Genomic DNA, 17,743 nt, shown 5'->3' with positions numbered 1-17,743 from the left:
GCTCAGCGGACGTGGGGGCCACGGTCACATCACCACCTTGACGACACCGGTGAGGGCGATCTGGAAGAGGGCCAGCGGGACGAGCGCGGTCCAGGCCAGCCGCTGGATCTGGTCCTCGCGCAGCCGGGGGTAGCTGACCCGCAGCCAGATGACGCCGAAGGCCAGGACGCCCGTCTTGAGCAGCATCCACAGCCAGCCCAGGCCGCCGGCGAAGGGGCCGTGCCAGCCGCCGAGGAAGAGCACCGCGGTGAGCGCGGACAGGACGACGATGCCCGCGTACTCGGCGAGCAGGAAGAGCGCGAAGCGCAGCCCGGTGTACTCGGTGTACGCGCCGAAGATGATCTCCGAGTCGGCGACGGGCGCGTCGAAGGGCGGGCGCTGCAGCTCGGCGAGGCCGGCCGTGAAGAAGACGGCACCGCCGATGATCTGCCACGGCAGCCACCACCACTCCCATGCACCGAGGATGCCCGGCAGGGAGAGGGTGCCCGCCGCCATGGCGACGGAGGCGGCGGCCAGCAGCATCGGCAGCTCGTACGCCATCAGCTGGGCCGCGGTGCGCAGGCCGCCGAGCAGGGAGAACTTGTTGGCCGACGCCCAGCCGCCCATCAGCGAGCCGAGGATGCCGACTCCCATGACGGCCAGCACGAAGAAGATGCCCGTATCCAGCGCCTGCGCCACGCCCCCACCCGGTGCCACCGGGATCGCGACGAGGACGAGCAGGTAGGGGATCAGCGCGAGGGCGGGCGCGAGCTGGAAGACGCGCCGGTCGGCGCCGTCGGGGACGATGTCCTCCTTCTGCGCGAACTTCACCCCGTCGGCCACGAGCTGGGCCCACCCGTGGAACCCGCCCGCGTACATGGGGCCGACCCGGCCCTGCATATGGGCCATGACCTTGTGCTCGGCCTGCCCCACGAGCAGAGGCAGCAGGAGGAAGGCGAGCAGGACGGCGAGGATCCGGACGGTCACATCGAGGGCGTCCATCAGAGCCCGTCCCCCCTGTCGTCGCCGCCGTCGCCTGCGTCGCTGTCGGAGCCGCCGTCGTTGTCGGAGCCGGTGCCGCTGTCGGAGCCGCCGTTGCCGTCGTGTCGGCCGTCGCTGTCGGCGCTGTCGCGTCCGGCATCGCTGTCGGCGCTGCTGTGGCCGGCGGCACCGGTGCCTCCGGCGTCCGGTACGACGGTGCCGTCTTCGTCCGGTACGGCGGTGCCGTTGTCGTCCGGTACGGCGGTTTCCTCACCGGCCGGACGGGCGTGGTGCCAGGGGGCGTCGGTGGAGCGCGGGGCCCCGCGAGTGCCGCCCGTGGGGCGCCCGCCGCCGGACTGTTCCCTCCGGGAGCGTGCGCCGGTGGCGCGCTCGTCGAAGGAGCGCTCCTCCTCGGTGGTGCCGCTGGTGGTACCGGTCTCGTCCGCCGGACGCTCCTGCTGTGCGGGCGGCTTCCCGGCTGCCGGGGGCTGTCCGGCCGCGCGCTGGGAGGCCGATCCGCCACTGGCCGAACGGGTACGGCGCGGCCTGCGCGGTGCAGCCGCCCCGGGCGGGGTGCCCTCGCGCGGAGCGGCCCCGTCCGGAGCACCCCCCGTACCGGTCGCGCCGCCGCGCTGGGACGCCGAGCCCGCCCCGGCGCCGCGCGTACGGCGCGGAGTGTCCCCCGTGGCACGACGGGTGCGCTCGCGGGTGGGGGCAGGGGGCAGCTGGCCCTTGAGCGGGCCCCACTCGTTGGGGTCGGGCACGCCGGGCGGCAGCATCTGGCGGCGCTTGGGGCCGCCGTGGCCCGACTCGCCGGGCTCCTTGGCGCCGGGCCACGCCTTGGCGACGCGGGCCGCGAGCACGAAGTCCTTGCGGAGCGGATGTCCCTCGAACGTGTCGGGCAGCAGCAGGGGCACCAGGTGCGGATGGCCCGGGAAGTCGACGCCGAACATCTCGTGGGTCTCCCGCTCGTGCCAGGCAGCGCCCGCGTACACCTCCGTGGCGGTGGGCAGGACGGGGGCCTCGTGCGGGACAGTCGTGCGCAGGAGCAGCCGGCGCAGCTGAGTGCCGGGCGCGGGCAGCGCCACCAGGTGTGCGCAGATTTGCAGTCCGGTGCCCGGCTCGTCCACCGCGCTGAGCCAGTCGAAGAAGGTACAGCCCAGTTCGTCGCGGGCCGTGGTCAGCGCGGACAGCCAGGCGTCCGCGGGTACGTCGACGGTGAGCAGCCCGTACGCCTCCTCGGCCGTGGCGCCCTCGCCGAACAGCTCGTCGGCCGCGCGGGGCAGCCGGCCCGGGTGCCGGGACGGCTCGGCCGCGGGGGTCTGGGACGGCTCGTTCCCGGGGTTCCGGGGCGGCTCGTTCCGGGGGTTCTGCGGCGGCTCGTTCCGGGGGTTCTGGGGCGGCGGGGTCACCGTCCGCCCTCCCCGGCGTCACCGTCCGGGTGCCGCTCACGCGCCGGCGCGGGGGACGGGGGCGCGGCCGGCGGGGCCACCAGGCCGCTGGTGAGGGCACCGGCGGAGGGGCCGCCGCTCCGTGCGTACCGGTCGGCCGTGGACTCGGCGGCGATCTTCTCCTGGAGCTTGAGCACCCCCTGGAGCAGCGCTTCGGGCCGGGGCGGGCAGCCGGGCACGTACACGTCCACGGGGATGATCTGGTCGACGCCCTTGGTGACCGCGTAGGAGTCCCAGTAGGGGCCGCCGCAGTTGGAGCAGGCGCCGAAGGAGATGACGTACTTGGGCTCCGGCATCTGCTCGTAGAGACGTTTGACGGCGGGGGCCATCTTGTCGGTGACCGTGCCGGAGACCACCATCAGGTCGGCCTGCCGGGGCCCGGGCGCGAAGGGGATGACGCCGAGCCGGATGAAGTCGTGCCGGGCCATCGACGCGGCGATGAACTCGATCGCGCAGCAGGCCAGGCCGAAGTTGAAGACCCAGAGGCTGTAGCGGCGGCCCCAGTTGAGAACCACCTTCATCGGTTCGGGCGCCAGGCGCGAGAGCAGGCCGAGCTGGGGGCGGCCCTGGGCCTCCGGCGGCGTCGCGGCGGGGCTCGGGGTGTGCGTTACGTCCATTCCAGGACGCCCTTCTTGTACGCGTACAGCAGGCCGACGGCCAGGAAGCCGAGGAAGAGGAACATCTCCGCGAGCGTGATCCCGCCGAAACCGGGCGCGGCGAAGACCGTGGCCCAGGGGAAGAGGAAGACGGAGTCGACGGCGAAGACGACGTACAGGAAGGCGTAGACGTAGTAGCGGACCTGCGTGTGCGCCCAGCCCTCGCCGACCGGGTCGACGCCGCACTCGTACGTCAGCATCTTCTCCCGCGTGGGGACCACCGGCCGCAGCAGCCGGCCGGCCGAGAAAGCCGCGCCGACGAAGAGCACACCGACGACGGCCACCAGCCCGACGACCGAATAGCCGTGGAAGTAGTCCGGCACTTGTCCCGTCCTGTGTCGGTGTAGACGTTCGACGATCTGTACGCACGGAGTGTAGGCCCTGCCGCACTCCCCGAGGACAGCCCCGTCACACTCCGGGACCCCCCCGGCGGGCTCCGTTCCCTCGGCGCCCCGCACGGGGAGGGCCGGCCGCCGAGGGCACGGAGCCCGCCGGCGGTAAGGGCGTGGGGCCAGCACTCGGCCGGGAGCGGAGGCGGTCCGTCGGCCGGGGGCGGAGGCGATCGTCGGCCGAGAGCGGAAGCGGCCGTCGGCCGAGGGTGCGGGGCCGTCGGCCGACAGCGGAAGCGATCCTCGGCCGAGAGCGGAAGCGGCCGTCGGCCGAGGCGCGGAGTCGTCGGCCGAGGCGGAGTCGTCGGGCGAGGCGGAGTCGTCGGGCGAGGGTGCCGGGGGGTAGGGCTAACCCCACCCTGAGGACTCCAGCTGACGCTATTACCGGCCGGTCCGGGGCCGGGGATCCTTGAGTCATGAGCACAGCGATTCCAGTCCGGCACCGGCCCTGGTGGCTCGTCGCCGTGCGGGCCCCGGTGGCCCGGCGGTCGATGCGCGAGCTGGGGTATGTCGCCTCGGGGCTGCCCCTGGCGTGCATCGGCTTCAGCTACGCGTTCTGCGCCCTCCTCTTCGGCTCCGTGCTGCTGGTGACGTTCATCGGGCTGCCCGTGCTGGCGGTGGGGCTGGCGGGCTGCCGGGCGCTGGGGCATCTGGAGCGGGGGCGGGCGCGGGCGCTGCTGGGGCTGGAGGTGGCCGAGCCGGAGCCGGTGCGGACGCTGCGGCGGTCGAGCGGGGCGATGTCGTGGATATCCGCCCTGCTGCGCAGCGGCGTCTCCTGGCGGCACCTGCTCTACACGCTGCTGCACCTGCCCTGGTCGGTCTTCAGCTGCATGGCGGGGCTGTCGGCCTGGGTGGTGGGCTGGGCGATGCTGACCTTCCCGCTGTGGGAGTGGTTCTTCCCCGCTTACGTGGACCATCCGGCGCTCCAGGTCGGCGACGGCATCACCATCGCCTCACCCCGCCAGGAAGGGTCCCGGGTGCTGGACGGCGGCGCCGAACTGGCCGTCATCGCGGCGTGCGGCCTGGTGGTCGTCCTGTTGGCACCGTGGCTGGTACGCGGCCTGGTGCAGGTGGACAAGCTGCTGGTCGGCGGCCTGCTGGGGCCCTCGTCGCTGGCGGCGCGGGTGACGGAGCTGGAGACGGACCGCGGGGTGGTCGTGGACACGGCGGCAGCCGATCTGCGCCGTATCGAGCGGGATCTGCACGACGGGGCCCAGGCCCGGCTGGTGTCCCTGGCCATGGGGCTGGGAATGGCGAAGGAGAAGCTCGACGAGGACCCGCGGGCGGCGGCCGCGGTGGTGGAGGAGGCACACGGCGAGGTGAAGCTCGCCCTGCAGGAGCTGCGGGATCTCGCGCGGGGCATCCATCCGGCGATCCTGACCGACCGGGGTCTGGGGCCGGCGCTCTCCGCCCTCGCCGCCCGCTGCACGGTGCCGGTCGCGGTCACCGTGGAGCTGCCCGGCCGGCCCGCCGCGGCGATCGAGGGGATCGCCTACTTCACCGTCTCCGAGCTGCTCCAGAACATCAGCAAGCACAGCGCGGCCCGGCGGGCGACGGTGGAGATATGGCGCAACGAGGAGCGGCTGCTGATCCAGGTGGTGGACGACGGGAAGGGGGGCGCCTCGGTGGAGGGCGGCTCCGGACTCGCGGGGCTCGCCGACCGGCTCGGCGCCGTGGACGGCCTGCTGGTGGTGGACTCCCCGGCCGGGGGCCCGACGACGGTGACGGCGGAGCTGCCCTGGCGGTGACGGACCGGCCGGTGCCGCGCGCCGCACCCCCGGCCGCCGACGGCACCACTCCGAGCTAGGGCACCGCGCGAGCTACGGGGCCGAGCGAGCTACGGGGCCGAGCGAGCTACGGGGCCGAGCGTCGGAGCCGCCGCGAGCGGCGGGGGCCGGGCGACGGGTGCTGGGTCGCGAGCCGCGACGGGGCCGGGGCCGCGAGCCGCCGCGACAGGGGGGCGGCAGGGGCGCGTCCGCCGCCCCGGGAAGGGAGGTCTGGAATGCTGAGGCGGAGAAGACGGCGGGGCGAGTGGGGAAGGCGCACGTGGGGGAACGAGCAGGGAACGAGGGGGAGCGCACGGTGCGAGTGGTGATCGCCGAGGACTCCGTCCTGCTCCGCGAGGGGCTGAGCCGGCTGCTGACCGACCGGGGGTACGAGGTGGTCGCCGGGGTCTCGGACGGCGACGCGCTGGTCAAGACGGTGGGCGACCTGGCGGCGGACGGCGGGCTGCCCGATGTGGTGGTGGCGGACGTACGCATGCCGCCGACCCATACGGACGAGGGCGTACGGGCCGCCGTACGGCTGCGTGCCGAGCACCCGGGACTGGGCGTCCTGGTGCTTTCGCAGTATGTGGAGGAGCAGTACGCGACGGAGCTGCTGGCCGGATCGAGCCGGGGGGTGGGCTATCTGCTCAAGGACCGGGTGGCGGACGTGCGGGAGTTCGTGGACGCGGTGGCCCGCGTCGCGCGGGGCGGTACGGCGCTGGACCCGGAGGTCGTGGCGCAGCTGCTGGGCCGCAGCCGCAAGCAGGACGTCCTGGCCGGGCTCACCCCGCGGGAGCGGGAGGTGCTGGCCCTGATGGCGGAGGGCCGGACGAACTCGGCGATCGCGGGTGAGCTGGTGGTCAGCCCGGGGGCGGTGGAGAAGCATGTGAGCAACATCTTCGCGAAGCTGGGGCTGCCGCAGAGTGACGCGGATCACCGCCGGGTGCTGGCGGTGCTGCGGTATCTGAACTCATAGGGCCGCGCGGGGGTCTCGCGGGAGGGGCGTGGGCGCTGTCCGGAGGTGGTTCTTCCTGGTCAGGGAGGCCGGGGGTGGCCGGCGGACGGCCTGGGCCGCGGGGGTGGGCGCAGGGCCGTCCTGAGGAACCCTCCGCCGGAAGCGGGGGCTGCGGTACCTCGGCGCGCACAGATGTCTCAGAAATCTGTCCACGATGGGAACAGCCGCGGGAAGGCAACCCTTAGCAACGTACGATGGCTGACGAGCCGCCGCCTTGAGGGAGGTCCGATCCACCGTGACCAGTCAGGTCAGTAGCCCAGCCGGGCGACAGTCCGGTCCCGAGGGGGGCCAGGACAGCGGACGGGACGCCGACAGCAAAGAGGTCCGGCGCCTGGACCGGGTCATCATCCGGTTCGCGGGCGACTCCGGCGACGGCATGCAGCTCACCGGGGACCGCTTCACGTCCGAGACGGCCTCGTTCGGCAACGATCTGTCGACGCTGCCGAACTTCCCGGCCGAGATCCGTGCCCCCGCGGGAACCCTGCCGGGCGTCTCCAGTTTCCAGCTCCACTTCGCCGACCACGACATCCTCACGCCGGGCGACGCCCCGAACGTGCTGGTGGCGATGAACCCGGCGGCGCTGAAGGCGAACATCGCGGACGTGCCGCGCGGTGCCGAGATCATCGTGAACACGGACGAGTTCACCAAGCGGGCAATGGCCAAGGTCGGTTACGAGGCCAGCCCGCTGGAGGACGGTTCGCTGGACGGCTACAGCGTGCACAAGGTGCCGCTGACGACCCTGACCGTGGAGGCGCTCAAGGGCTTCGACCTGGGGCGCAAGGAGGCCGGCCGGTCGAAGAACATGTTCGCGCTGGGTCTGCTGTCGTGGATGTACCACCGGCCGACCGAGCAGACCGAGGCGTTCCTGCGGGCGAAGTTCGCCAAGAAGCCGGACATCGCCGAAGCGAACATCACGGCGTTCCGCGCGGGCTGGAACTTCGGCGAGACGACCGAGGACTTCGCGGTCTCCTACGAGGTCGCGCCCGCCTCCAGCGCCTTCCCGCCGGGGACGTACCGCAACATCTCGGGAAACCTCGCCCTGTCCTACGGACTGATCGCCGCGTCTCAGCAGGCGGACCTGCCGCTGTTCCTGGGCTCGTACCCGATCACCCCCGCCTCCGATGTGCTGCACGAGTTGAGCAAGCACAAGAACTTCGGAGTGCGCTCGTTCCAGGCGGAGGACGAGATCGCGGGCATCGGCGCGGCGCTGGGCGCGGCGTTCGGCGGCTCGCTCGCGGTCACCACGACCTCCGGCCCCGGGGTGGCGCTCAAGTCGGAGACGATCGGTCTGGCCGTCTCCCTGGAGCTGCCGCTGCTGATCGTCGACATCCAGCGCGGCGGCCCCTCCACCGGTCTGCCGACCAAGACGGAGCAGGCGGACCTGCTCCAGGCGATGTACGGGCGCAACGGCGAGGCGCCGGTGCCGATCGTGGCGCCGTCCACCCCCGCCGACTGCTTCACGGCGGCGCTCGACGCGGCCCGGATCGCGCTCACATACCGGACGCCGGTGTTCCTCCTGTCGGACGGCTACCTGGCCAACGGCTCGGAGCCGTGGCGGATCCCCGAGGTGGAGGAGCTGCCCGACCTGCGCGTCCGGTTCGCCTCCGGCCCCAACCACGAGCTGGCGGACGGCACCGAGGTCTTCTGGCCGTACAAGCGCGATCCGCACACGCTCGCCCGCCCCTGGGCGGTGCCGGGCACGCCCGGGCTCGAACACCGCATCGGCGGCATCGAGAAGCAGGACGGCACCGGCAACATCTCCTACGACCCGGCCAACCACGACTTCATGGTCCGCACCCGGCAGGCCAAGGTGGACGGCATCGAGGTGCCGGACCTGGAGGTCAGCGACCCGGGCGGCAACGCGCGGCTGCTGGTGCTGGGCTGGGGCTCCACCTACGGGCCCATCACCGCCGCCGTACGCCGTCTCCGGAAGGGCGGGGACGAGATCGCGCAGGCCCATCTGCGCCACCTCAACCCGTTCCCGCGGAATCTGGGGGAGGTGCTCCGGCGCTACGAGAAGGTCGTGATCCCGGAGATGAACCTCGGCCAGCTCGCCACGCTGGTGCGTGCCCGGTATCTGGTCGATGCACAGTCGTACACGCAGGTCCGCGGCCTGCCGTTCAAGGCCGAGCAGCTCGCGACCGCACTCAAGGAGGCCCTCGCACATGGCTGAGACGTCCCCCGGTCCCGTGCAGGGGACCGCTCCGGCCCGGCCAGCCGGGGCCCCGGTGTCCGAGGCGCTGTCGCTGGTGCCCCGGGCGGTCGGCAAGCAGTCGATGAAGGACTTCAAGTCCGACCAGGAGGTGCGCTGGTGCCCGGGGTGCGGTGACTACGCCGTGCTCGCGGCCGTCCAGGGCTTCATGCCGGAGCTGGGGCTGGCGAAGGAGAACATCGTCTTCGTCTCCGGCATCGGCTGCTCCTCCCGCTTCCCGTACTACATGAACACGTTCGGGATGCACTCCATCCACGGCCGCGCCCCGGCCATCGCGACCGGCCTGGCCGCCTCGCGGCGCGATCTGAGCGTGTGGGTGGTGACCGGCGACGGCGACGCGCTCTCCATCGGCGGCAACCACCTCATCCACGCGCTGCGGCGCAATGTGAACCTGAAGATCCTGCTGTTCAACAACCGGATCTACGGGCTCACCAAGGGCCAGTACAGCCCGACCTCCGAGGCGGGGAAGATCACCAAGTCCACGCCGATGGGCTCGCTGGACGCGCCGTTCAACCCGGTCTCGCTGGCGCTGGGCGCGGAGGCGTCGTTCGTGGCCCGTACGGTCGACTCGGACCGCAAGCACCTGACCAGCGTGCTGCGTGCCGCCGCCGACCACCCGGGTACGGCGCTGGTGGAGATCTACCAGAACTGCAACATCTTCAACGACGGAGCCTTCGAGGCCCTCAAAGCCGCGTCTTCTCCACAAGCGGGGGAAGAGGCGCAGGAGGCCGTCATCCCGTTGGAGCACGGGCAGCCGATCCGCTTCGGCGCGCCCGCCGAGGACGGGCTCGGCGCCAAGGGCGTCGTCCGCGACCCGGCCACCGGTGACCTGCGGATCGTCGATGTCCGGGAGGAGGGCACCGCGGGCGTGCTGGTGCACGACGCCCACACGGCCTCGCCCACGACCGCGTTCGCCCTCTCCCGCCTCGCCGACCCCGACACGCTGCACCACACCCCCATCGGTGTGCTGCGGAACGTGCGGCGGCCGGTGTACGACACCCAGATGGCGGGGCAGCTGGAGAGCGCCGTCGAGCAGCACGGCAAGGGCGACCTGTCCGCGCTGCTGCACGGCAACGACACCTGGACGGTGGTGGGCTGAGGCCCGCAGCTCCGGAGGCGACAGCGACGCAGGCCCGGCACCCTGGTGGTGCCGGGCCTGCGCTGCGTCCTGGGACCGACCGCCGCACGCGGACCCTTGGCGGCTCCGCTGACCACCCGGCCGCACCGGGAGGGCCGGGTGGCCGTGCGCGGAATGACCGAGCGAACCGACCGGTCGGTCTGCCCACACACCACCCCCCGGCCCACTGGTCACCGCCCGGACCCCAGCCGACCCCGGCGACCCCGGCGACCCCGGCCGACAGGACCATAATCCGGTACGGAAATGACAAGAAGCCGGGCCTCCGGATACCTTCGGGGGCCGGTGCACCAGTTCCGGGAACGCAGGCAGGGAGGGCTCATGGGAACAGGGAGTGCGCAGCGCACCGGGCTGCTGTTCGGCTTCGCGGCGTACGGAATGTGGGGGCTGCTTCCGCTGTACTGGCACGCGCTCGCCAAGACCGGTGCCGGTGAGGTGCTCGCCCACCGCATGGTGTGGTCCCTGCCCACCGCCCTGGTGATCGTGGCGCTGCTGCGCCGCTGGTCGTGGGTGACCACGCTGGCGCGCCAGCCGAAGAAGCTCGCCCTGGTGGTGCTGGCCTCGGCGGTGATCTCCCTCAACTGGGGCCTGTTCATCTGGGCCGTGAGCGCCGACATGGTGCTCGAATCGTCCCTCGGCTACTTCATCAACCCGCTGGTCTCCATAGCCTTCGGCGTCCTGCTGCTGCGGGAGCGGCTGCGGCCCGCGCATTGGGTGGCCGTCGGCATCGGCGCGCTGGCCGTCGTCGTGATGACCGTCGCCTACGGAAAGCTGCCCTGGCTCTCCCTCTGCCTGGCCTTCACCTTCGCCACCTACGGGCTGATCAAGAAGCACATCAAGCTGGACGGTGTGGAGGGCTTCAGCGCCGAGACGGCCGTGCAGTTCCTGCCCGCGCTCGGTTACCTGGTCTACCTGGGGTCGCGCGGTGACGCGTCCTTCACCACCGACGGCGCCGGCCACGCGCTGCTGCTGGCCTGCGCCGGAGTGGCGACCGCGCTGCCGCTCATCTTCTTCGGCAGCGCCGCCGTGCGCCTGCCGCTGTCCACGATCGGGCTGCTCCAGTATCTGGCCCCCGCCTTCATGTTCGTCCTGGGCCTCACCGTCTTCCACGAGGAGATGCCCCCGGAGCGCTGGGCGGGCTTCGGCCTGGTCTGGGTGGCGCTGTGCATCCTGACCTGGGACGCGCTCAGCAACGCCCGGCGCGGCCGGTCGGCGCTGCGAGCCGCCGCCGCACGCGCCCGTGAGCAGGGCGAGGAGGGCGCCGCCACCGCCGTCACGGAGGCGGCCGAACCGGCCGCCACCGGCCCCGAGTCCCCCACCCGTCCGTGAACCGCGGGGTTACGCCGTGATGTCCCGGCCGCCGAACCGGGCCCAGGCCGCCGAGGCGAACACGGCGGTGTAGAGCCCCTGGAGGCCGAGGTTCCGCAGCAGGTCGTCCCAGTAGACCGGGTCCCGCAGCAGGTCGGCGAAGCTCAGCCAGTAGTGGGAGAAGAGGAACGGGTGGATCTCGTCCAACTGCGGGATCGTGCCCAGGATCTGCACCGTGATCAGCAGCCCGACCGTGGCGGTCATGGCCGCGATGCCGCTGTTGGTGAGCGTCGAGACGAACAGCCCCAGCGCCGCCAGCCCGGCCAGGCTGAGGGCGACGGTCACGGCGATGGCCAGCGCCCGCAGCAGGCCCTCTCCGAAGGAGACGGTGGTGCCGGACAGCAGGGTGACCTCTCCGGTGGGGAAGAGCAGCGCCCCGGTCACCAGCGCCGAGACGGCCACCGTCACCGTCGCCACCAGGCAGAAGACCAGTACCGTGGTGAACTTCACCAGGAGCAGCCGGGTCCGGCCCGCGGGGGCGACGAGCAGATAGCGCAGCGTGCCCGCGCCGGCCTCCCCCGCCACGGCGTCGCCCGCGATCACGCCGACGGTCATCGGCAGGAAGAACGGCAGGGTGGCCGCCAGTGAGGTGAAGACCAGGAACAGCCCGTTGTTGGTGATCTGGGAGAGGAAGGCGGGGCCGCCCTCTCCCCCGCCCCCGCCGATCGAACCTCCGTCGCTGGTCTCGATCTTCACCGCGATGCCGACGAGGATCGGCACGGCCGCCAGCACCGCCAGCAGGGCCAGCGTCCGCCAGCGCCGGAAGGTGACGACGAGTTCGCTGCGCAGCAGTCCCAGGGACCACAGGGGGCGGGCCGTTCGAGGGGCCGTGTCCGCCGGTACCGGCGCGGCCGTGTCCGCCGGCGCCGGCGCGGCCCCCGCGGCCTGCGCACCCGGTACGTCCCGCGACCGCGCCGGTGGCGGTTCAGCCCGCGACATCGAAGCCCTCCCCCGTGAGCGAGACGAACACGTCCTCCAGCGAGGCGCGCCGCAGTCCGAAGGCGCGGACGCGGACCCCGGCACGGACCAGCGCCGCGTTGAGTTCGGCGAGGTCGCCGGGCGGTGGCTCACCGCTCAGCTCCTCCCCCTCGGTGACCAGATCGGCCACCCCGTGCTCCTTCAGCACCCGCGCGGCCTCCCCCGGATCGGGGGTGGTGACGGCCAGTCTGCCCCGGGCGCCGGCCGCCCGCTCGGCCACCTCCTCGACCCGGCCCTGGGTGACGAGGCGGCCACGGTGCATCACGGCGGTGTGCGTACACACCTGTTCGATCTCGTCCAGCAGGTGCGAGGAGAGGAAGACGGTGCTCCCGTCGCCCGCCAGTTCCCGTACCAGCGCACGGATCTCGCGCATGCCCTGGGGGTCGAGGCCGTTGGTGGGCTCGTCCAGCACGAGGAGGTCACGCGGCTGGAGCAGGGCGGCGGCCAGCCCCAGGCGCTGCTTCATGCCGAGCGAGTAGGCCCGCGCCTTCTTGGCCGCGGCGGCGGACAGCCCGACCCTCTCCAGCGCCCGGTCCACCCGCGCCACCCGGGTCCGCGGGTCGGCGGTGGGGTCGGCCGCGTCGTAGCGCAGCAGGTTCTCCCGCCCGGACAGGAAGCCGTAGAGGGCGGGGCCCTCGATGAGGGCGCCCACCCTCGGCAGGACCCGCCGTACGGAGCCGGGCATCGGCGCGCCCAGGACGTGGGCGCTGCCGCCGGTCGGCTCGATGAGGCCGAGCAGCATGCGGATGGTCGTCGTCTTCCCCGAGCCGTTGGGCCCGAGGAAGCCGAAGACACTGCCGCGGGGTACGGACAGGTCGAGGCCGTCGACGGCGAGCTGACCGCCGCGGTAGCGCTTGGTGAGCCCCTGGGTGAAGATCACGGCGCTGTCGTTCCCCCGTACGGCGGTCGCCTCGCTCAATGGCCTCTTCCTCCCTGATGGTTCCGCTGCCCGGCGCCCGGCTTCCCGGTGTTCCTGCTCGGCGGCCCGGTGTTCCCGCTCGGCGGCCCGCCGCTCTGCTCGGCGGCCGGCCGGTCCACTCGGCGACCCGGCCGCTCTATTCGGCGGCCCGGTCGGCGGCCTTGACGAGGCCCTCCTTGGTGACGGCTCCGACATAGACCTCACCGTCGTCGGTCATCAGGGCGTTCACCAGGCGGGTGGTGAAGACCCGTCCGGTGCCGAAGTCGCCCTTGACCTCGTCGGTGAAGCTGTCCAGCAGCTTCTGGCCGCGCTTGTCGCCCTTCTCGGCACCAGAGGGCGTGTCCCCGCCGAGTCCGCCCGGCATGCCCGTGTCGATCCTGGCGACCTTGCCCCAGTCGCTCGCGGACTCGTTGACGACCTCAAGGCCCGAGAGCCCGGACAGCGCCCGGGGGCCCCGCTGCTTGCCGCCCGCACCCTTCCCCGGTCCGGCCTCGGTGACCTCGGCGCCCTTCGGCGGGGAGAAGTCGAAGGTGCCGGCGTCCGGCTTGCCGAAGTCGACCTTGGTGTAGGCGATGTCGAGGGCCGGCTTGCCGCCCTCCTTCGGGGTGAGCGTGAACTTCAGCGGGGTGCCGTTGTCGGCGTCCACGGCTATGCGGACCGACTCGACGGTGGAGTCCGGGGCGCCCTTGGGCCGCAGGACGAGCTGGTAGGCGTCGCGCCCCGCGATCTTCGCGGTGCCGTCGACCGACACGGAGGTGGACTTGCCGACCGCCTTGAGCGCCTGCCGTGCGGCCTGCTGCGGCGTGGGCGCCTCGGGCAGCTCCGCCCCATCCGGGCCACCCCCCTTGCCGCGTCCCTCCGCCTTGCCGTGCCCGTCCCGCGGGGCCTCGGCGTGCCAGGCGGCGTTGCTCGCGCTGTCGTAGCCCCACAGGTCCCGGCCGTTGTGGACGAGGCTGTACTCGGCGGCGTCCTCGATGACGGAGACGCGCTGCTTGTCGGGGCCGTCGGCGGCGAAGCGGAGGGTGTGCTCGCCGGAGGCCAGCTCCTGGAGCTTCGCCTGCGGGGAGGCGTCCGGCTTCCCGTCCCCGCCGTCCTCCCCGCCGTCACCGGAACCGTGCGGTCCGCCGCCGGAGAAGCCGCCACCGCCACCGCCCCCACCCGCGCCCGGCAGGGTGGGCAGTCCCAGGTCGGTGCTGACCTTGACGGTGCCGGACATGTGCTCGACATCCGCCTTGGCCATCTTGGTGACCAGCTCCTCCGCGCTGATCTTCGGCAGGTCGGGATCGCCCGAGCTGGCCAGCGCGGGCACCAGTCCGACGGTGGCCGCGGCGATCCCGGCGACAGCGACCGGCACGCCGTACCGCGCCGCCTTGCGCCGGGGGTTCCTCGGTTGGATCTGTGCCATCTGTGGGTCCTACCTCCGTGATCGGCGGCGGCTGGAAAGGTCGCACTCGTCCACCCCTCGCCGCCATTCTCACCCGAATCGGTGCGGGGTGGGCTGCTTCCATGGCACCAAATCCCCCGCTCCGGCGCGTCAACCGCCGGAGGCAGATCGTCGTACTCCCCCGGGATGACGGCCCCTCCCCCTTTCGGCCAACCGGTGACCGAGCCATCTCAGGGCCGCGGCACCGCACTTGGGCACCGCGATGGCGGCCTGCGGATTGCTGCCGGGGGACCGCACAGGCCGCGTGGAGCGCGCGGGCCGCGCGGACCACATGAGCCGCATGGGCTCCGCGCGGGCTTGTGGCCACATGAGCCGCGTGGCCCGCAGGGGCTCCGCGCGGACCCGTGGGCCTCAGCCCGCGCGGTCCACCACCGCCGTGCACAGGCCCGCCAGGGCCTCCTTGGCGGCGTTGTCCGGGAGCGGGGCCAGCATCTCGCGGGCCTCGTCGGCGTAGCGGACGGTGGCGCGCCGGGCCTGTTCGAGCGCGGGGTGGACGCGCAGCCGGGCGAGGGCGTCGGCGAGCCGTGCGTCGTCGGTGAGGTCGCCCTCCAGCAGCGCGCACAGTTCGCGGTCCTCGCGGGTGGCGTCCGGGCCCGCGGCACGGGCGCGCAGGTAGAGCACCGGCAGGGTGGCGATGCCCTCGCGCAGGTCGGTGCCGGGGGTCTTGCCGGACTCGTGCTCGTCGCTGGCGATGTCCAGCACGTCGTCGGCGAGCTGGAAGGCGACGCCGATCCGCTCGCCGTACTGGGTGAGCACCGAGACGGTCCGCTCGTCGGCGCCGGACATCATGGCGCCGAAGCGGCCGGCGACGGCGATCAGTGAGCCGGTCTTTCCGGCGATCACCTCGAGGTAGTGGTCGATGGCGTCGTGGCCCTCGGCCGGTCCCGCGGTCTCCAGGATCTGCCCGGTCACCAGGCGTTCGAACGCCTGGGCCTGGATGCGGACGGCCTCCGGGCCGAGGTCGGCCAGTATGTGCGAGGCGCGGGAGAAGAGGAAGTCACCGGTCAGGACGGCGACCGAGTTGTCCCAGTTGGCGTTGGCGCTGGGCACACCGCGCCGCACGTCGGCCTCGTCCATGACGTCGTCGTGGTAGAGCGTCGCCAGGTGGGTCAGCTCCACGACCACCGCCGCGGGGACGATGCCGGGCGCGTGCGGGTCGCCGAACTGCGCTCCCAGCATCACCAGCAGCGGCCGGAACCTCTTCCCTCCGGCACGCACCAGGTGCTGGGCGGCCTCCGTTATGAACGGCACGTCGCTCTTGGTGGCCCCGATGAGGCCCTCCTCGACGGCCGCCAACCCGGCCAGGACATCGGCTTCCAGAGCCTGGTCCCGCACGCTCAGCCCGAAGGGCCCGACGACGGTCACGAGGGGTACTCCTGTCTGCGTACGTGGAACGAACGGGTACGGGTGGGGCCGGACGCCGGTCCGCGGCGCCGGGTGGTGCGGTGCGGGTGGTGCGGTGTCGCTGTCTGTCGTCCTGTCGGCTCTCTGTCTGCGCTGGTGGCGCCTCTTGCGGGCCGAGTGCCACCTCTTCTGTCACCGGCGGCACCCGTCGCGGGGGCCGCCCTCTCCTGGCAGCGTAACCGGTCACATAACGATCACGGTCGGCGCCTGCCCAGCAGACCTCACTTGGCGCGCCATGCCGGGATTTACGGGATATGGTGCATGTCACCTGTTCGGTGTGGTTTGCACGGGAGCTGGCGGGACAGCAGAGGCACTCGAACCGCCGAACGCGTCAGGAGCAGCACCCGTGTCCCCCAGCCCCAGCCAGGACTCCCCGCCGGACGGAAGGGACGGGGGCGCACACCCTACGGCCCCCACCCGCCCCGTGAACACCACGGACCCCGCAGAGGGTGCGGGTTCAGGGACCACGGGAGCCGTCGCGGCCCGCGGGCCGGCCGATGCCGCGACGTCCCCCGACGGCCCGGGCGCCGCGACGTCCCCCGATGACACCGGCACCGCGGTGTCCCCCGACGGCACCGGAGCCGGCGGACGCGACGTCCTGGGCCAGCCGCGCGGGCTGCTGCCCCTCTCCGGGCTGGAGGTCTGGGAACGCTTCTCGTTCCTGGGCATGCAGGCCATCCTGGTGCTGTTCTTCTCCGCCACCGCGGCCGACGGCGGCCTGGGGATGGAGCCGGGAGCCGCCGCCTCGGTCGCCGCCGGCTACAGCACGCTGGTCTACCTGCTGTCGGTGGCCGGCGGCTGGATCGCCGACCGCATGCTCGGCTCGTACCGCGCGGTCCTCTACGGCGGTCTCCTCATCGCCTGCGGCCACTACGCGATGGCCGTCCCGCTGCCCGCCTTCACCTGGATCGGACTCGGCCTGATCAGCGCGGGCACCGGTATGCTCAAGCCGAACGTCGCCGCGATGGTGGGCAAGCTCTACTCCGCCACCGACGAGCGCAGGGACGCCGGTTTCTCGCTCTACTACATGAGCATCAACATCGGCGCCTTCCTCGGCCCGATCGTCACCGGACTGCTGGGCGAGGGCATCGACTGGCACTGGGGCTTCTCGGCCGCCGCCGTCGGCATGACGCTCGGCATCGTCCAGTACGTCGCCGGGCGCCGTCATCTGGCCGGCCGCCGGGACGGCGCCGAGTTCCCGCTGCCGCCCGCGGCCATGCGACGCGCGGTGTGGCTGCTCGTGGGCGGCGCGCTGGTGGTGGCCGCGGCGTGCGTGGCGCTCTCGCTGCTCGGCGCGCTGACGCTGCCGGGGTTCGTGGACACGCTCACGTACGTGTCCATGGCGGCGCCGGCCGTCTACTTCGCGGTGCTGTGGCGCAGCCCCCGGGTGACGGCGGCGGAGCGCGGCCGGCTGCGCCCTTTCCTGGTGCTGTGGCTGGCGTCCGTCGCGTTCAACTTCGTGCTGTTCCAGTCGTACACGGTGCTCGTCCTGCTCACGGACGCGCATGTGAACACCAGCGTCTTCGGCTACCACGCGCCCTCCAGCTGGATCAGCTCAGCGCTGGGCGCCGTCTCCGTCCTCTCGGCGCCGTTCATCGCGGGACTGTGGCAGCGGATGGGGCGCCGGCAGCCGCACGCCTCGACCAAGCTGGCGTGCGGAGTACTGCTGGGCGGCCTCGGCTTCCTGGTGCTCGTGCCGACGCTGCTGGGCACCTCCGGTGACGGCTGGCGGATCGGTCTGGTGTGGATCGTGCTGGCGGTGCTGTGCATCGGCGTCGGCGACGTGCTGCTGGAGTCCACCGGCCTGTCCGCGACGAGCAAGCTGGCGCCCGCCGCCTTCAGCAGCCAGGCGCTCGCCCTGTGGTTCCTCTCCCTCGCTCTGGCGACCGGCATCCAGGCGCAGACGGTGAAGTTCTACGGGCGGATCGCCGACAGCCTCTACTTCACCCTCAACGGGGCCGTCGCCGTCGTCGCCGCGCTGGCCGTCCTGGCCGTGGCGCCGTGGCTGCGCCGCACCATGCACCCGGTCCGCTGACCCGCACCGCA

General features: G+C 72.8%; 14 protein-coding genes. 6 read left to right on the top strand and 8 right to left on the bottom strand.

All coding sequences use genetic code 11. The annotated features are described in order from the left end of the window. Window positions 1-24: 24 nt before the first annotated feature. Genes FM076_RS19735 through FM076_RS19720 form a run of 4 tightly spaced genes read right to left on the bottom strand, consistent with a single transcriptional unit; the run spans window position 25 to window position 3,390 of the window. Window positions 25-981: a complex I subunit 1/NuoH family protein gene (locus FM076_RS19735; protein WP_428814933.1), complete on the bottom strand. Its 957-nt coding sequence runs from the start codon at window positions 979-981 to the stop codon at window positions 25-27. Next, window positions 981-2,372 carry an NADH-quinone oxidoreductase subunit C gene (locus tag FM076_RS19730; RefSeq protein WP_173872328.1) on the bottom strand — a complete coding sequence of 464 codons (1,392 nt, stop codon included), beginning with the start codon at window positions 2,370-2,372 and terminating at the stop codon, window positions 981-983. Before FM076_RS19730 ends, FM076_RS19735 begins: the two co-directional genes overlap by 1 nt. Next, entirely contained in the window at window positions 2,369-3,028 is a 660-nt protein-coding gene (locus tag FM076_RS19725) for an NADH-quinone oxidoreductase subunit B (protein WP_173872327.1), read from the bottom strand. The genes FM076_RS19730 and FM076_RS19725 overlap by 4 nt, the downstream gene beginning before the upstream one ends. Then, entirely contained in the window at window positions 3,019-3,390 is a 372-nt protein-coding gene (locus tag FM076_RS19720; protein ID WP_173872326.1) for an NADH-quinone oxidoreductase subunit A, read from the bottom strand. The genes FM076_RS19725 and FM076_RS19720 overlap by 10 nt, the downstream gene beginning before the upstream one ends. 482 nt (window positions 3,391-3,872) lie before the next feature. Between FM076_RS19720 and FM076_RS19715 the strand changes: the two genes are divergently transcribed. From FM076_RS19715 to rarD, 5 genes are all read left to right on the top strand, one after another. Then, window positions 3,873-5,204, top strand: coding sequence for a sensor histidine kinase (locus FM076_RS19715; RefSeq protein ID WP_173872325.1), 1,332 nt, complete (start codon window positions 3,873-3,875; stop codon window positions 5,202-5,204). Window positions 5,205-5,538: 334 nt separating this feature from the next. Beyond that, window positions 5,539-6,198 (top strand): LuxR C-terminal-related transcriptional regulator, encoded by a 660-nt coding sequence (locus FM076_RS19710; protein WP_173874872.1) that lies wholly within the window; start codon window positions 5,539-5,541, stop codon window positions 6,196-6,198. Between the two features lie 274 nt (window positions 6,199-6,472). Then, a complete protein-coding gene (locus FM076_RS19705; RefSeq protein WP_173872324.1) occupies window positions 6,473-8,410 on the top strand; it encodes a 2-oxoacid:acceptor oxidoreductase subunit alpha in 1,938 nt (645 codons plus the stop codon). After that, window positions 8,403-9,548, top strand: coding sequence for a 2-oxoacid:ferredoxin oxidoreductase subunit beta (locus FM076_RS19700; protein WP_428814932.1), 1,146 nt, complete (start codon window positions 8,403-8,405; stop codon window positions 9,546-9,548). The genes FM076_RS19705 and FM076_RS19700 overlap by 8 nt, the downstream gene beginning before the upstream one ends. 357 nt (window positions 9,549-9,905) lie before the next feature. After that, the gene (gene rarD / locus FM076_RS19695) at window positions 9,906-10,913 is read left to right on the top strand and encodes an EamA family transporter RarD (RefSeq protein WP_173872323.1); all 1,008 of its coding nucleotides are present in this window, start codon (window positions 9,906-9,908) and stop codon (window positions 10,911-10,913) included. Window positions 10,914-10,922: 9 nt separating this feature from the next. On the opposite strand, the gene FM076_RS19690 is transcribed toward rarD, so the two are convergent. From FM076_RS19690 to FM076_RS19675, 4 genes are all read right to left on the bottom strand, one after another. Beyond that, complete coding sequence (locus FM076_RS19690; protein ID WP_173872322.1) at window positions 10,923-11,891, bottom strand: ABC transporter permease; 969 nt, start codon at window positions 11,889-11,891, stop codon at window positions 10,923-10,925. Further along, entirely contained in the window at window positions 11,878-12,849 is a 972-nt protein-coding gene (locus FM076_RS19685; protein WP_173872321.1) for an ABC transporter ATP-binding protein, read from the bottom strand. The genes FM076_RS19690 and FM076_RS19685 overlap by 14 nt, the downstream gene beginning before the upstream one ends. Window positions 12,850-12,985: 136 nt before the next feature. Further along, on the bottom strand, window positions 12,986-14,254 hold the full coding sequence (locus tag FM076_RS19680) for a LolA family protein (RefSeq protein ID WP_173872320.1): 1,269 nt from the start codon (window positions 14,252-14,254) through the stop codon (window positions 12,986-12,988). A 390-nt stretch (window positions 14,255-14,644) separates the two neighbouring features. After that, window positions 14,645-15,658 carry a polyprenyl synthetase family protein gene (locus FM076_RS19675; RefSeq protein WP_173872319.1) on the bottom strand — a complete coding sequence of 338 codons (1,014 nt, stop codon included), beginning with the start codon at window positions 15,656-15,658 and terminating at the stop codon, window positions 14,645-14,647. 598 nt (window positions 15,659-16,256) lie between these two features. Here FM076_RS19675 and FM076_RS19670 point away from each other — a divergent pair. Then, entirely contained in the window at window positions 16,257-17,732 is a 1,476-nt protein-coding gene (locus tag FM076_RS19670; RefSeq protein ID WP_345945438.1) for a peptide MFS transporter, read from the top strand. The last annotated feature ends 11 nt before the right edge of the window (window positions 17,733-17,743 follow it).

It is taken from the genome of Streptomyces albus subsp. chlorinus, assembly GCF_013302895.1.
GTDB classification, from domain to species: domain Bacteria; phylum Actinomycetota; class Actinomycetes; order Streptomycetales; family Streptomycetaceae; genus Streptomyces; species Streptomyces chlorinus.
This window is presented reverse-complemented; position numbering and strand designations above follow the sequence as displayed.

Excerpts from the sequence above, each read along its gene's own strand:
- FM076_RS19725 (WP_173872327.1), bottom strand. The coding sequence starts at position 3,028 with ATGGACGTAACGCACACCCCGAGCCCCGCCGCGACGCCGCCGGAGGCC.
- FM076_RS19735 (WP_428814933.1), bottom strand. The coding sequence starts at position 981 with ATGGACGCCCTCGATGTGACCGTCCGGATCCTCGCCGTCCTGCTCGCC.
- rarD (WP_173872323.1), top strand. The coding sequence starts at position 9,906 with ATGGGAACAGGGAGTGCGCAGCGCACCGGGCTGCTGTTCGGCTTCGCG.
- FM076_RS19690 (WP_173872322.1), bottom strand. The coding sequence starts at position 11,891 with ATGTCGCGGGCTGAACCGCCACCGGCGCGGTCGCGGGACGTACCGGGT.
- FM076_RS19715 (WP_173872325.1), top strand. The coding sequence starts at position 3,873 with ATGAGCACAGCGATTCCAGTCCGGCACCGGCCCTGGTGGCTCGTCGCC.
- FM076_RS19680 (WP_173872320.1), bottom strand. The coding sequence starts at position 14,254 with ATGGCACAGATCCAACCGAGGAACCCCCGGCGCAAGGCGGCGCGGTAC.
- FM076_RS19700 (WP_428814932.1), top strand. The coding sequence starts at position 8,403 with ATGGCTGAGACGTCCCCCGGTCCCGTGCAGGGGACCGCTCCGGCCCGG.